We start from the raw sequence: 14,748 nt of genomic DNA on the forward strand, positions 1-14,748 counted from the left end.
ATCCCGGCGTTCCGGGCGGGCCGGATGAACGTCCTGAACGCCATCGCGACGGACTGACCTCCCGTCCGGCAAAGCCGGCGCCGAGGAGCCACGGGGGCTCCGTCGGCGCCGGCCCCGGATGCCCCGTACGGGCGGGGGCTCCAGGTGTGGGCGCCCCGCGCCGGGCTCCGGGGGCCGGGGGCCGGTGCCACGTACCGGCTCCAGGTATGGGCCCCGTACCCGGCTCCGGGTGCCCGAGCCCACGTGCCGGGCGCCACGTGCCAGGCTGCGGGCGGCGAGGCCCGAGGCCCCGGGGTGCCGGCCCGGGGTGACCCGTACGGGCGGGGGCTCCAGGTGGCGACGCCCCGCGCCGGGCTCCGAGTGCCGGGTGCCAGTGCCACGTACCGGGCGCCAGGTGTGGGCTCCGCGTGTCCGGCTCCACGTGCCCGGCACCCCGTACCAGGCTCCGGGTGGGCGTGGCCCGAGGCCCCGGGGTGCTGGTCCGCGTTGACCCGTACGGGCGCCGTGGGCGGGTGCGCTCCCTCGCCCGCCCCTAGGTTCGGGGACAGGGCCGAGCAAGGGAGCCCCCCATGACCGAGACCCGGACACCGCCCGCCGGACCGCCGCACACCGGAGCGCCGCGCAGCGAACCGCAGCCCACCGAGCCGCAGCCCACCGAACCGCCGGGCGCGGCTTCGCCCCTGGCCTCCGCCCCGGCCCCGGCGCCGGCCCCGGCTCCGTCGCGCGGGTGCCCCCCGAAGGAGGCGTGATGCCCTCGGATGCCGTGCTGTACCAGGCGGCCGCGCTCTGCCTGACGTACCCCGATGACGATCTGTACGCACGGCTGCCCCTGTTGCGTGAAGCGGCGCCGCCCCTGCGGGAGTTCACCGACCACGCGGCCGTGACACCGCGGCCGGAGCTGGCGGAGCACTACGTGCGGGTCTTCCACTCCGAGGACCGGAGCGGCCTGCATCTGAGCCGGTGGTACGAGGAGGGCGCCCGGCGGGACCGCATGTCACCGGCCCGCCTCACCGGCCTCTACCGGCGGCACGGGCTGGAGTTCACCGGCGACGAACTGCCCGACTTCCTGCCCTCGGTCCTGGAGTTCACCGCCCGCACCGGCGACACCGGCCTGCTCACCGGGCACCGCGCGGGCCTGGAACGGCTTCGCTCGCAGCTCGCCGACCACGGCACACCGTACGCGTCCGTCCTGAATGCCGTATGCGCCGCACTGCCGACCGTGTACACCGAGCCGTGAACCCATGACCCCGCCGGGACACCGACCCCTCCGGTAGCATCGGCCGCTGCGGATCAGGGAGACTTCCGGGGCGCTGCGGGGGAAGGCGGGCATGGTCAGGAGGTACGTGGTCGCACCGCACGGCGGTCGTCGTGCGCACCCCGACATCTCGTCCGCGCTGCGGGCCGCCGCCGAGCGGCACGGCCCGGCCCTGATCGAGATCGCGCCCGGCCACTACGAGGAATCCCTCACCGTACGCGGCGAGGTGGAGCTGACCGGCATGGGCGGACCCGGCTCGGTCCTGGTGAGCCCCCCGCAGGGAACCGTGCTCGACGCCTTCGGCACGGTCCGGGTCCGCGGTCTCCTCCTGGTCGGCCGCGAGGCGGATGTCGTCGACTGCCTCGGGGGAACCCTGGCGCTGGAGCACACGGAGGTGCGGGCGCACGGCGGGGTCTGTGTGCACGCCCGGCGGGGAACCCGCGTGGCGCTGACGGACTGTGTGTTCCGTTACGGCCGCACCCTGTTCGCCGGAGCCGCCGGAACCATCGAGCGGTGCGGTTTCCACGACGCCGCCGACAACGCGCTCGCGGTGATCGAGGGAGCCCGCGTCTCGGTCCGGGACAGCCGGTTCGAGGGCAGCCGGATCCACGGGGTCCGGGTCAGTGACGCGTGGGCGGAACTCGTCGGATGCGCGCTGACCGGCACCGAGAAGGCGGCCGTCATGGCCGACACCCGGGCCGAACTGACCATGGCGGGCTGCCGGGTGGACTCCGTGCACGCGGAGGCGGTGATGTTCATCGAGCAGTCCCGCGGCCTCGTGCGGGACGTGCGCGTCTCCGACGCCGAACACGGGATCGGGGTCGCGAGCGGCGCCGACCCGGTGGTGCGCGACTGCGTGTTCGCCGACTGCCGCGACACCGGCATCAACGTGCAGACCACGGGCCGGGGCACCTTCGAGAGCTGCGAGGTCCTGAACGCGGGCAGTGTGTCCTTGTTCTCCACCAACGGCGGCGCTCCCCGGGTGAACGGCTGCCGCGTCGCGGGCGGCAACGTCGGGGTCGCCGTCGTCGACAAGGCCCGGGGACACTTCACGGACGTCGTCGTCGAGGACCTGGCGGGTGCCGCCCTGCGTGTGTTCGACGAATCCAGGGCGGTGTTCGAGCGGACCCGTGTGGAGCGCTGCCCGGCGGGCCTGGAGGTCCGGGGCAACGGCGCTACGACGGCCCAGCTCACCGACGTGCGGATCGCCGGCTTCGACATGGCCGCCGTGGCGGTCACGGGCGAGGCCCGGGTCACTCTCACCCGCGTCTCGGCGGAGCGCGGACTGCTGGGCTTCGGCGTCGGCGAGGAAGCGTTTCTGCAGATCCAGGACTGCGAGGTCTCGGCGACGCGGGCCGGCGGGGCCGTCGCGTTCGGCAGGGCGAGGCTCGTCGCCCGCAACCTCACCGTCACCGGCTCGGAGGCGTTCGGCCTGTGCGGCACCGAGTCCGCGTACGTCGATGTCGCCGACAGCCGGTTCGACGACTGCGCGGCAGCCGGGGTCACCTTCGACGAGTCGGGCGGCGGCCGGCTGGTGAACTGCTCCGTGACCGGCACCCGAGGGGTGGGCGTGCAGCACAACGGCCGCGTCGACCTGGTGTCGCTGCACACGTCACGCCCGGTCGTCGAACGGGTCCCCGAACCGGCCCCGGCTCCGGTGCAGGTCGTCAACAACCACTACCACGGCCCGGTCTTCAACGCGGCCGTGCACGGGGTGCACCTGGCGTGGAACAACGACCGGATCACGCAGCAGATCATCCAGCAGGACGCCTCGCAGTCCACTGCGCAGGTCACTCCGCGAGCCACCCCACAGGTCGTCCAGCAGGTCATCCAGGAACACGACGACCAGAACGGAGCCACCCCATGAGCGACCCCACGACCGATCCCACCGGCAACCCCACCGGCAACCACAGCGGCAACCCCAGCGGCAACCCCAGCGGCGACGGGCGGCAGGTGCACAACTACCACGGCCCGGTCTTCAACGACCCCGTCTCCGGAGCCCAGTTGGCGTGGAACAACCGGTCCGTCACCCAGAACCAGCAGAACAACACCGCGGTCGCCCCCGGCTTCGAGGCCCTCGCGGCGCTGGTGAGCGATCTGCTGCGGCAGTTGCCCGAGGCCGGTCTCACGGACCGGGACCGCGAGGACGCCGAGGCCGCGGCCCAGGAGGTCCTGGCGGAGATCACCGGCCCGCAGCCGCCCGAGGAGCGCAGGCTCCGCCGCGCGGTGAACGGCCTCAAGGGAGCCCTGGCCCCCGTCGCCACCGGCGTCGCGGCCGGCACGGCGATCGGGGCCCAGGAGTGGGCTCAGTCGGTGATCGGGAGCCTGGCCGGGCTGGTCTGAGGGCCGACGGTGGGCGGCGGTGGCGGCACCCGCGGGTTCACCGGGGCGGGCCGCCCACCGGCAGGTCCCGGCGCGGTTCGCCGCGCAGCCGCACCGCGTGCCACGGCCGGTCCGTGACCAGCACGTCCACCCGGGGATCGGCCAGGAAGGTCCGCAGTCCGGCGTCGTCGTTGACCGTCCACACCAGCGTGAACAGGCCGTGCCGGGCCGCCCCGCGCAGTACGGTGGCGCGCGCGAGCCGGTGATGGACGGCGACGCCGTGCGCGCCGCAGGCCCGCAGGCGCCGCAGCGGGAACAGCTCGCTCGCGCGGGTCCCGGCCAGCCGGGCCGTCGCGACCTCCCGGCGGTCGCGTCCCAGCGACAGCGCGGTGCGCACACCGGGGAAGGCGCGGGTGATCGCGGCGACGGAGCGGTCCTCCAGCGTCGTGGCGACGAAGCCGTCCCGGCCCAGCAGAGCCACCGCGAGGTCGGTCAACTCCCGCTCGTGACCGGTCTCCTTCAGGTCCAGGTGCCCGATCAGCTTGCCCGCGAGCAGCGCCATGACCTCCTCGACGAGGGGCACGGCGGATGCGGAGCGCGCGCGCAGTTCGGCGTACGTGATCCGGGACAGCGGCGGTCCGGTCCGCCCGGCGCGCGGGTCGTGGTGGACGACGAACACGCCGTCGGCGGTGCGCCGGATGTCGAACTCGGCGTACTCGGCGCCCGAGGAGAGCGCGTCCTCGTAGGCCTCGAGGGTGGCGGCCGTGCGGTGTTCGCTGCCGCCGCGGTGGGCGGAGACGGCGGGTCGGGTCATGCGTCCTCCTGGTGGACGCGCCGGAACCTGGACGGGGGAAAGCCTGGATCGGGGAAACCCGCACGGGGAGACCCCGGCACCCGGCCGGTCGTGCGGGGCGCGCGACCGGCCGGGTGTCCGGCGGCTCAGGCCAGCTTGGCGGACAGGGTGATCGGCACGGCCTTCAGCGCCTGCGAGACCGGGCAGTTGACCTTGGCCTCCTCGGCGGCGGCGACGAACGCGTCGTTGTCGAGGCCCGGCACGGTGCCCTCCACCGTGAGGTGGACGCCCGTGATGCCCTCGCCCGGCTGGAAGGTGACGTCCGCCGAGGTGACCAGCTTGGTGGGCGGGGTGCCGGCACCGGCCAAGGCGTGCGAGAACGCCATGGAGAAGCAGCTGGAGTGGGCGGCGGCGATCAGCTCCTCCGGGCTGGTCTTCCCGTTCGCCTCCTGGGTGCGGGCGGCCCACGTCACGGGCTGCTCGTCGATGGCACCGGAGGAGTCGAAGGTGACGACCCCGTTCCCCTCGATCAGGCTGCCTTCCCAGACGGTGTGTGCGGAGCGCGTGGTGGCCACGGTTCTTCCTTTCGCATGGTTTTCCCGTAGGACGGGTTTCCGGGCCCATCCGATCACACTCGCCGTCACCGCACTCGGAAGACCGGCCCGCCAGGGGTGAACGGCAGGTGACGGCCCTGCGGGATGAGGTAGGCGTGCTCGCGCCGGACGCGCAGGACGTCGCACCAGCCGTCGGTGATGACGAGGACGGGCGCGCCGCGGGGGAAGTCGTCCGCCCGGTGCAGGAGGTCGATGCCGGGCTGGAGGACCGTGCCGCCGCGGCCGTGCACGCGGACCCGGCCGGCGATCTCGGTGACCGGCAGGTAGCCGGCGTCGTGCGGGGCCGCGTCGCAGAACACGACCCGGGCGGCGGGTACGTCGCGGGCCTCGGCGTAGGAGGCGATGGCGCCGAGCGCCTTGCCGAGGAGGGTGCGGTCCATCGAGCCGGAGGTGTCCAGGACGGCGCCGAAGGTGCAGCGGGCGATCTCCTCGGGCGGGAAGTACCGGCCCGCGCGCGCGATGTCGGGGGTGGAGGACTGCCGGCGGGAGGGCCGGGCGTAGGAGCGCACCGGCTGGGGGCGGGGCACGAACTCGTCGAACCAGCGGGCGAGTCGGGCGTCCCAGGGCAGGGGCGGGTGGCTGAGGGCGCGGATGTCCTCGACCAGACCACCGGGCAGGTAACCGCGTTCCTGGCGTTCGTGCAGGTCCAGGCCCTGGGCCAGGCCGCGCCGGTAGAAGCCGTCGAGGTCGACGTAGTGGCCGGGCGGGCCGAGCGGGGCACCGAGGATGTCGCCGACTCCCTTGCCGCGCAGGGTGGACAGGCGGCGCATGCGGCGCAGGTCGCCCGCGATCCGGTCGTAGACCTCCTCCGCGGACAGGCCTTCCAGGGCCCGGTCGTACAGCAGGCCTTCGGGCATGGTGCCGACCTGCATCTCGCGCAGCCAGGCGTTGATGACGTAGTCGCAGGCGACGTTGAAGAGGTACGGGTCGCGGGTGCCGCAGCGGTCGCCGTGGCGCAGGGCGGCGTGCAGCATCTCGTGGGCGAGGACGAACCGCCATTCCTCGTCCTCGAACGTGCGCAGCGGGTTGACGTAGATCTCGCCCGCCTCGGCGTTCACGGCGGCGACGGAGATGCCGTGGGCGCGGGCCAGTTCGGCGTCGGCGACGAGCTTGATGCCGGCCGCGATGCCGCCCAGCAGCGGGTAGGAGGTGATGAACCAGGCCAGGGCCCGTTCCCAGGGTTGCCGGCCGGGCGCCTCGCCGTCGAGGGAGTCACGGCGGCCGCCGGCCATGTCCATCGCGGCGGACACGGTCCGGGTCAGGGCGGTGGCGAAGGCCAGCTGCCAGTCGTGGGGGCTGCCCAGGCCGTCCCACGCCAGCAGCACCTGGTCGGGCTCCCCGCCCGCCGTCCCGCAGTGGGCGTAGGCGGGTGGGAGCCCGGTGCGGCGCCAGCGCTCGGCGAGCTGTTCCTCGTCGCCGTCCGGGTAGGCCGACGGCAGGTGGTCGGGAGCTCGGCCGATGGGGAACGTGAGCAGGAAGCGGTTGACGACCGCGCAGCGTGCGGCGAGGTCGTGGCGGTCGGGCTGGACGCGCTCGCCCCGCGCGATCGGCAGGTGCCCGAAGCCGAGGTGCAGGGCGGCGTGGGCGAGCGACCAGGCCCACAGGGCGGGCTCGGCGAGCCGGTCGGGGTGCGCGTGGACCTGGCCGCTGGAGTGGACGGCGAGGAGCCCGTCCCGGGGCGCGAGGGTGCAGTCCGGGTGGCGGCAGACGGAGAAGTCGACGGCGGCCAGCGCCGGGTTGGCACGCACCAGCCGCATCCCCTCCGCGAACGCCTCCCCCGCCAGGTCGCGCTTCTTCCTGCCGCGACCACCGCGGCTCATCGCCGCGCCTCCACCAGCCGGGGCATGTCCCGGGCCGCCTCGACCAGGAACCAGGCGGGCAGCACGGGGTTGCCGTCGGCGTCCGAGGCGATGACGGTCTGGGCGACCTCCACGGATATCTCGGCGAGCTGCACGAGCAGGGACTTGGCGCGGTGGGCGGTCTGCCGGCCGCTCGCCGGCATGTGCTCCTTGACGGCGGGCAGTTCCTTCACCAGCCGGCCGCGGAACGACTCGGCGAGGTAGTAGAGCAGGTCGCGGTCCTCGATGCGGTGCGGCCAGGGGGCGTCGCCCTTGATGACGGCCTCGATGCCGTACCGGCTGCGGACGATCTTGACGTAGCCGCAGAAGGCGGTGGCGTGCGCGGGGGTCAGCGTGCCGTGCGCGAGGACCTTCAGGGTGTCCTCGTCGAGGCCTTGGCCGAAGGAGTGGAGCGCGTCGGAGAGCATGTGCCAGGAGCGGGGCGTGGAGAAGGGCTCCTCGGTCTTCGGCGGCTTGGACCACAGGTGGTCGGGCCGGTCGGTGAGGTGGTCCAGGACCCACGGGTGGATGCCGTTGTCCGCCGCCCAGATCAGCCAGTCCTTGGCGGAGGCCTCCAGGTGGACGTGGGTGAGGCGGTTGACGAGTGCGGAGGCGATGGGGCGGGCGAGGGCGTTGTCGGTGGCCCGGTTGCCGGCGCCGATGACGATGGAGCCCTTCGGCAGTTCGTAGTTCCCGATGCGGCGGTCCAGGATCAGCGAGTAGAACGCCTTCTGCACGTCGGGGCCGGCCGCGTTCAGTTCGTCCAGGAACAGGCAGTACGGCTCGTCGCGGGCGATCGCCTCCGGCGGGCAGAACACCGAGCGCCCGTCGCGGATCTGCGGCACGCCGATCAGGTCCTCGGGCGCCAGCTGGGTGCCGAGCAGGCTCACGCACTCCAGCCCGAGGGACGCGGCGAAGTCCCGCACCAGGGAGGACTTTCCGATGCCGGGGGCACCCCAGAGGAAGACCGGGCGCACGGTGGCCAGACCGAGAAGCAGTTCGGGGATGCGGGAGGGCGTGACGGTGACGGCTGCCTGCACGCAGCGACTCCTGGGTGTCCGAGCGGGCGCGCGAGTGCGCGATTCACGAACAGTGTGTGCGTACGGCTCTGTCGTCGCAGCCGAATTTCAGGCGGCCCGCTCCTTCGGCGCCCTCTCCGACGGCACCTGGGGCCCGGCCGACTCGCGCAGCCAGCGGCGCAGTACGCGGTGGACCTGCTCCGCGCCGACCAGGTCCGCGCCGTCCTCGGCCGGCGCGGACAGCGCGAGGGGGGACAGCAGGAACGGCTTCGACTGGGCGCCACCGAGGCCGCCGTGGGAGCCGATCTGCTCCTCGAAGGCGAGGACCTCGCCGTCGGCGGGGTCGTGGAAGGAGTTGACCATGATGTCGGCGGTGTGCGGGAAGGAGTGCGTGCGGCGCACGGCCTCGGCGGCCCCCGGACCGAAGCCGGCCAGCGGACCGGGCTCCTCGTCGAGCCGGTCGACGGGGATCTCCGCGCCGTACGCGCCGAGGACGACCCCGCCGTGCTCCTCACTGCGCACCAGGAGAAAGCCGATGCCGGGGTGGTTGGCGAGCGTGGTGAGCAGCGCGGGGTGGCGGGCGTCGATCTCCTCCTTGCTCATCCGGTGCGGCACGTCGGGGAAGGAGACCAGGCCGAGGTTGCCGGAGGCGAGCACGATCGGCTCCGAGCGGCGCGACGGGCGGTACTGTTCGCCGCCCTCCTCGACGGGCCTGCGCAGCGCGGCCCGGACGGCCGCGCGGGCCTCGGCGCCGCTGTGGGTACGGCGCGCCCGGCGCGGTACGGGCAGCCCGCAGCCGGCCCGGACCAGGTCGCCGAGGGTCAGGCCGTAGCGGGCACGGAAGGTCTCGCCGGGGCTCTGCCCGTGGTCGGACAGGACGACGACGCGGTACGGCCGCGGGGCGTGCTCGGCGACGTTCTCGATGAGCGCCAGGGAGCGGTCGAGGCGGGCGAGGACCTGCTCGGTGTCGCGGCCGAGCGGCCCGGAGTGGTGCGCCACCTCGTCGTAGGCGACCAGGTCGGCGTAGACGGCGCTGCGGCCGGCGAGCATGTCGCCCGTCACCGCGGCGACGACGACGTCCCGCTCGACGACGGTCGCGAACGCGCGGATGAACGGGTACAGGCCGCCGCGGGCCACCCGCGGGCGCTGCTTGCGCAGCCGGGCGCGGGTGGACTGCCCGATCTCCCGGCCCGCCTCCGCCACGAAGGACAGTGCGGTGCGCACGGCGTTGGCCGGATCGGAGAAGTACGCGAAGTATCCGGCCCGGGAACGGGTCGCGCTGCTACGGCGGCCCACGGCGATGGAGAGGACGAGGGCCTGTTCGCCGGCGCCGCCGCCGAAGAGGTTGCCGCGGCTGGCGCCGTCGGCGGCGAGCAGCCCGCTGTCGCCGGCGCGTTCCACGGCCCGGCGCTGGAGTTCGGCGGCGCTGGTCGGACGGTTGCAGACCATCACCTCCCGGCTCTCCTTCTCGTACCAGCGGAACGCGGGCACGTCGAAGTTGCTGCCGTGCAGGATGCCGAGCTGGCTGGCGCCGGTCTGGCTGGACCAGTCGGTGCGCCAGGGGGTGAGGCGGTGGGTGGGGCGGCGGGCCGCCGTGTCCGGGCGGGCGCCCAGCCACCTGGCGACGGTCGGCATCAGCCCCTTGCCGACGGCCGCGGCCAGTACGTCGTGGCCGACCCCGTCGAGCTGGATGAAGACGGTGCCGTGGGTGGCGGGGCAGGCCGGGCCGCCTCTGCGGCGGCGGTCGGCCAGGCGGTACAGACGGCGCCGGTAGGCGTCGTCGTCACGGACGGCCAGGGCGCCGCCGGTCGCGGAGGCGACGGCGGACATCACGGCGGCGACGATGACGGCGGTCTCGGGGGCGGCCTCGCTCTGCCCGGACGGATTCAGCCGCAGGGCGAGCAGCAGCAGCGAGCCGTTGAGGAAGAACACCAGCAGGCCGAGGACGAGCGCCGGCACGAGCAGCAGCAGCCGGACCAGCAGCGGCCAGGCCAGCGCCGACAGCACACCGAAGACACCGGCCCCGGCAGCCGCGGTGACGGCGATCGTGGTGGCGCTGTCCCCGTCCGGCGACTGGAGCCGGAAGTCCGGCAGGATCCCCGCGAGCACCAGCATCGTGACCGTGGACACGCCCCACACCGCGACGCTCCGCCCGGCCTGACTGACGGCCCGCCGCCAACGCCCCTCACCCACGCCCCGTACACCTCACGTTCCGGCCCGTCGTCGATGCGGCCCTCTGCCCGTCCACCCTGTCATACGCGGGGACGGAGCCGGCCGGACACGGAGAGCCACGACAGCTCGCGCGGGAGTCGCGAGGCGACGCGGTCAACGCCCGTCGTAGCCGGCCGTCGGCATGGACAGCCTGCGGTGCACCCGCGCCTTCATCTGCGCGTCGTAGGCGGGTTCGGCGACGCCCACCGTCTCCACCCGCACGCCCCGCCGCGCGCACTCCTCGGCGAACTCCTCCACGGACGACAGGGCGCTCTCCAGGACCCGCCGGCTGGGCGCGACGAAGAGGTCGACGCCGGGTCTGACGCCGTCCCACAGCACGCAGTGGTCCGACCGCAGTCCGCGGACCAGCAGCTCCCGGCTGACGACGTAGCCCCGTTCGGCGGCCCACCGCGCGCACATCGCGTGCTGGCTGCGGGAGTCCACCAGGAAGGGATCGGCGTCCAGCTCCTCCAGCGGCGTCAGACTCGCGATCGCCGTGACCCGCACCGGTCCCATGGCGTCCCCCTCACCTCCGGGTTTCGCCGCCGACCCTACTCCTGCCCGTAGGCTTCGGGGGAGTCGCGCGAAGGGGGCAGAGAGGTGCCGGTGGAGATCACCTGGTGGGGTCACGCCACCTGCACGATCACGGATGCGGACGTCCGTGTGCTGACCGATCCCCTGTTCGCCCGTCGGCTGGCGCATCTGCGGCGGCGCCGGGGGGCGTTGCCCACGCCGGACGCCTGGCGCGCGGACGTGGCGCTGGTGTCGCATCTGCACTCCGATCATCTGCACATTCCCTCGCTGGCGCGCCTCGCGCCGGGCACGCGCCTGCTGGTGCCCCGCGGTGCGCCGCGCGCCGTCCCGGGCCTGCGGCGCCTCGCGCACCTGCGGCTGACCGAGATGGCGCCGGGCGACGAGACGACCGTCGGCGGCCTGCGCGTACGGGCCGTACCCGCGCAGCACGACGGTCGACGGCTGCCGGTCGGGCGGCACCACTCCCCCGCGCTCGGGTACGTCGTGGAGGGCGAGGCGCGGACGTACTTCGCCGGGGACACCGGCCTGTTCGAGTCGATGGCCGAGGAGGTGGGGCAGGTCGACGTGGCTCTGCTGCCGGTGGGCGGCTGGGGGCCGTACCTCGGTGAGGGGCACCTGGACGCGGGGCGGGCCGCGGAGGCGCTGGCCCGGCTGGCGCCGCGCAGCGCGGTGCCGGTGCACTACGGCACGTACTGGCCGATCGGGATGGACGCCGTGCGCCCCCATGAATTCCATGCGCCGGGCGAGGAGTTCGTGCGCCTGGCGGCGGAGCGCGCGCCGGGCGTGGTGGTGCACCGGCTCGCACACGGGGAGAGCGTGCGCCCCGAGGTCCCCCGATGATGACGCTGGCCGCCGTCACGACGCTCGGACCGGCGGAGTCCACACAACAGGCGCTCGGTTACCCCTCGTTGTTCCTGTTGGTGCTGATCGGCGCGCTGGTGCCGGTGGTGCCGACGGGGGCGTTGGTGAGTTCGGCGGCCGTGGTCGCCTTCCACCAGACGGCGCCCTTCGCGCTGGCGCTGGTGTTCGTGACGGCGTCGCTGGCCGCGTTCTGCGGGGACGCGGCGCTGTACTGGCTGGGCCGGCGCGGGATGCGGTCGAGGAACGGCTCGCGCTGGCTGGCGGCGATCCGGTCGCGGGCTCCGGAGGAGCGGCTCGCCGGGGCCCAGGAGAAGCTCGCCGACCACGGTACGGCGGTGCTGGTGCTGTCCCGGCTGGTGCCCGCGGGCCGCATACCGGTCATGCTGGCGTGCCTGATGGCCGACTGGCCGCTGCGCCGGTTCGCGCGGGGGAACCTGCCGGCCTGTCTGGCGTGGGCGGTGACCTACCAGCTGATCGGGATCCTCGGCGGCTCGCTGTTCCCGGAGCCGTGGCAGGGCGTCGTGGCGGCGGTCGCGCTCACGCTGGCCGTCAGCGTGGTGCCGGGACTGTGGCGCCGGCTGCGTGAGCGGCCGGCCGGCTGAGAACCGCCCACCGCGGGTCGCGGGTGGCCTGGGTCGTGGGTGGCGTGGATCGCGGATGGCGCGGGTCGCGGGTAGCGCGGCGGGCCGCGGGGGGCACGGCGCGCCGCGGTAGCGCGAGCCGCGGGTGACGCGCCCCTTGAGGCACCGCCGCCCGCCCACCTGAACCGTGTGAACTCCTACAACACCCGCGAACCCCCCACCGGCATGTCCCACAGGTCCTCGCGGGCGAGGCCCGCCCTCTGCCAGGCGGCCCGCACGCGCGTGAGGGGTTCGAGGACGGGCTCGGCGGAGAGGACGAACGTGCCCCAGTGCATGGGGGCCATCCGGCGCGCCCCCACCTCGCGGGCCGCCCGTACCGCCTCCTCCGGATCGCAGTGGACGTCGCTGAGCCACCAGCGGGGGTCGTAGGCGCCGATCGGCAGCAGCGCCAGGTCGATTCCGGGGTAGCGCTGTCCGATGCGGGAGAACCAGTGGCCGTACCCCGTGTCGCCCGCGAAGTAGACGCGCTGTCCGTCGGGGTCGGTGAGGATCCAGCCGCCCCACAGGGAGCGGCAGGTGTCGGTGAGGCTGCGCTTGGACCAGTGGTGGGCCGGTACGAAGTCGAAGCGGACGCCGGACAGTTCGGCCGCCTCCCACCAGTCCAGCTCGGTGACCCTGTCGAACCGGCGGCGCCGGAACCAGCGGCCGAGCCCGGCCGGCACGAACACCGGTGTGTCGCGCGGGAGTCGGCGCAGGGTCGGGGCGTCGAGGTGGTCGTAGTGGTTGTGGCTGATGACGACGGCGTCGACGGCCGGCAGTGTCTCCCACGGCACGCCGACGGGGGTGACGCGGGCCGGGGTGCCGATGATGCGACGGGACCAGACCGGGTCGGTCAGGACGGTGAGGCCGCCGACACGCACCACCCAACTGGCGTGCCCCGCCCAGGTGACGGCGACCGTGCGGGTGTCGACGCGGGGCAGCGGGCCGGGCGCGAAGGGCAGCCGCGGGACGTCGGCGAGGCCTTCCCTCCCGGGCCGTACGGCGCCTTCGCGGGCGAAGCGGGCGAGGGCCCTGAGGCCGGGCAGCGGGGCGGTCAGCCGGTCGTGGAAGGTGCGCGGCCACACTCGGTGTTCACCCAGCGGGCGGGGCTCGGCCAGTGGCGGGACGGGGGAGGTCACGGGGGAGACGACCGGCGGGGTGCCGGTGTCCCGCACGGGCGTGGGGGTGGTCGACTCGGACTGCTGCGTCATCGAGGAGGCTCCCGTCGCTGAGCGTCGTCACGGAGATCGTCGAGGACCGACCTCAGACGGTTCAACGCGCGTCGCACGTGTGGCAGTTCCCACGGGGTGGGCGACGTCAGGCATTGCGTGCGCTGCGCGTCCGTCCCGCCCAGCAGCATGCCCGTGGAGAGCCGTACGCGCAGTTCCCCCAGGTCGTCGCCGAAGCGGTGGCCGCCCGGCGCGGGCATGCCGAGCCGGGCGGTGAGGAGGTCCTCCAGGTCCTGTGCGTCGCCGACACCCCGCACGGCCAGCGCCTCGCGCAGCGGCCCGAGGTCGGCGTACAGGTGCCGGCCGGCGCGCGGCGGCAGCGCGAGGCCGCCCGCGGCGACGACGGCGGTGTGCGCGGCGGCGGCCACGCCCGCGTGCAGCCGTACGGCGGCCTCCAGGCGCGCGGTGACGGGCTCGGGTTCGGTCAGGGCGAAGGCGGCGGCAGCGGCGACGGGGGCGGCCACGCGCGCGTCGAGCGCGGTGAGGACGTCGAGCACGCGCGCGTGGAGGTCGTCCCCGGTGGCGGTGTCGGGGAGCCGGGCGACGGCGGCGGGCCAGCCCGACGGGAGCAGGGCGCCCGCGAGGTCGCTGACGACGGTGACCCGGTCGGGGAGCATCTCGGCGGGACTGACCAGGACCGCGTCCTGCGGGGCGTGCAGGGTGTCGCGCCAGGTCTCGTCGCTGATCAGGTGCAGGCCCTCGCCCGCGGCGGCCTCCACAGCCTCGTGCAGCACCTCGGGCGGGGCGACGGTGGCGGTGGGGTCGTCGGCGACGGACAGCACCAGCAGCCGCGGGTCGCCGCCCTCGGCGCGGACCCGGCGCACCGTCTCCAGGAGGGCGTACGGGTCGGGGACGCGCCGCACTCGGCGGGCGTGGGCACATGGAAGACGGGCCTGCCCAGCAGCCGCGCGTAGGGCGCCCACCAGGCGGCGCAGGGCCGCGGCACCAGGACGCGCCGCCGAGGGCGGCGGTCAGCGCGAGCAGCAGGGCGGGGCGCCGGGCGCGGCCGACGCACCCGCGGTCGATCCACACCTCGGGCTCGCTGAACGTGTGGAAGTCGCGGGTGGTCGCGTACATCATGCGGTTGTAGGTGTGGGCGGGCGGGCACGGCTGGGGTGTGGCGCAGGCCGCGGCGTGCGCCGGGGCGCAGTCCGGGGCGCTGGGGACATCCGGGGCGCTGGAGGCGCTCGGTGCGCTCGGTCCCGCGCCGCCCGCCCGAGGGACGTCGTAGGTGGCGCTCCATGGGCCGCCCTCGCCGCCGGGCGGTGCCGGGCAGGTGCCGTCGACGGTCCAGGCGGAGTCCGTGCCGACCGCGTCGGCCGGTACGTCGAGGTCCGCGGCCGGGGCGATGCGGGCGGTGCCCCGGTAGGCGGGGCCGGTCAGCTCGTCGCCCCCGGGCTCCAGGGTGAGTTCGACGGTGCCGTCCTCGAAGGCGTCCGAGACGGCTTCGAT

12 protein-coding genes and 1 pseudogene are annotated in these 14,748 nt (G+C 74.7%); 5 read left to right on the forward strand and 8 right to left on the reverse strand.

The window, feature by feature from the left end; all coding sequences use genetic code 11:
• Window positions 1–748 precede the first annotated feature (748 nt).
• The 3 genes from BM536_RS24995 (at window position 749) to BM536_RS25005 (ending at window position 3,598) form a co-directional block, all read left to right on the forward strand.
• On the forward strand, window positions 749–1,237 hold the full coding sequence (locus tag BM536_RS24995) for a nitrate reductase molybdenum cofactor assembly chaperone (protein WP_073498212.1): 489 nt from the start codon (window positions 749–751) through the stop codon (window positions 1,235–1,237).
• Between the two features lie 106 nt (window positions 1,238–1,343).
• On the forward strand, window positions 1,344–3,122 hold the full coding sequence (locus BM536_RS25000) for a right-handed parallel beta-helix repeat-containing protein (protein ID WP_342748839.1): 1,779 nt from the start codon (window positions 1,344–1,346) through the stop codon (window positions 3,120–3,122).
• Window positions 3,119–3,598 carry a hypothetical protein gene (locus BM536_RS25005; protein ID WP_245873760.1) on the forward strand — a complete coding sequence of 160 codons (480 nt, stop codon included), beginning with the start codon at window positions 3,119–3,121 and terminating at the stop codon, window positions 3,596–3,598. The genes BM536_RS25000 and BM536_RS25005 overlap by 4 nt, the downstream gene beginning before the upstream one ends.
• Before the next feature lie 37 nt (window positions 3,599–3,635).
• Here the strand turns inward: BM536_RS25005 and BM536_RS25010 are convergent, their stop codons facing one another.
• The 6 genes from BM536_RS25010 to BM536_RS25035 form a co-directional block, all read right to left on the reverse strand.
• A complete protein-coding gene (locus BM536_RS25010; RefSeq protein ID WP_094103538.1) occupies window positions 3,636–4,391 on the reverse strand; it encodes a glycerophosphodiester phosphodiesterase family protein in 756 nt (251 codons plus the stop codon).
• 125 nt (window positions 4,392–4,516) lie between these two features.
• On the reverse strand, window positions 4,517–4,945 hold the full coding sequence (locus BM536_RS25015) for an OsmC family protein (protein WP_073498215.1): 429 nt from the start codon (window positions 4,943–4,945) through the stop codon (window positions 4,517–4,519).
• A gap of 65 nt (window positions 4,946–5,010) precedes the next feature.
• Window positions 5,011–6,804, reverse strand: coding sequence for a vWA domain-containing protein (locus BM536_RS25020; RefSeq protein ID WP_094103539.1), 1,794 nt, complete (start codon window positions 6,802–6,804; stop codon window positions 5,011–5,013).
• Entirely contained in the window at window positions 6,801–7,862 is a 1,062-nt protein-coding gene (locus tag BM536_RS25025) for an ATP-binding protein (protein ID WP_073498217.1), read from the reverse strand. Before BM536_RS25025 ends, BM536_RS25020 begins: the two co-directional genes overlap by 4 nt.
• Window positions 7,863–7,949: 87 nt before the next feature.
• Window positions 7,950–10,034 (reverse strand): phage holin family protein, encoded by a 2,085-nt coding sequence (locus BM536_RS25030; RefSeq protein WP_094103540.1) that lies wholly within the window; start codon window positions 10,032–10,034, stop codon window positions 7,950–7,952.
• Between the two features lie 132 nt (window positions 10,035–10,166).
• Window positions 10,167–10,568 (reverse strand): hypothetical protein, encoded by a 402-nt coding sequence (locus BM536_RS25035; protein WP_073498219.1) that lies wholly within the window; start codon window positions 10,566–10,568, stop codon window positions 10,167–10,169.
• An 84-nt stretch (window positions 10,569–10,652) separates the two neighbouring features.
• Between BM536_RS25035 and BM536_RS25040 the strand changes: the two genes are divergently transcribed.
• Window positions 10,653–11,426: an MBL fold metallo-hydrolase gene (locus BM536_RS25040; RefSeq protein WP_073498221.1), complete on the forward strand. Its 774-nt coding sequence runs from the start codon at window positions 10,653–10,655 to the stop codon at window positions 11,424–11,426.
• Entirely contained in the window at window positions 11,423–12,049 is a 627-nt protein-coding gene (locus BM536_RS25045; RefSeq protein ID WP_073498222.1) for a DedA family protein, read from the forward strand. Before BM536_RS25040 ends, BM536_RS25045 begins: the two co-directional genes overlap by 4 nt.
• Before the next feature lie 176 nt (window positions 12,050–12,225).
• On the opposite strand, the gene BM536_RS25050 is transcribed toward BM536_RS25045, so the two are convergent.
• Together BM536_RS25050 and BM536_RS25055 are read right to left on the reverse strand one after the other, a co-directional pair.
• Window positions 12,226–13,278, reverse strand: a complete 1,053-nt coding sequence (locus BM536_RS25050) for an MBL fold metallo-hydrolase (protein ID WP_073498224.1) — start codon at window positions 13,276–13,278, stop codon at window positions 12,226–12,228.
• Window positions 13,275–14,289, reverse strand: a pseudogene (locus tag BM536_RS25055) (aminotransferase class I/II-fold pyridoxal phosphate-dependent enzyme); the annotation flags it as partial. The gene BM536_RS25050 and the pseudogene BM536_RS25055, both read right to left, overlap by 4 nt.
• Window positions 14,290–14,748 lie beyond the last annotated feature (459 nt).

The sequence above is a fragment of the Streptomyces phaeoluteigriseus genome (assembly GCF_001896135.2).
Lineage (GTDB): Bacteria > Actinomycetota > Actinomycetes > Streptomycetales > Streptomycetaceae > Streptomyces > Streptomyces phaeoluteigriseus.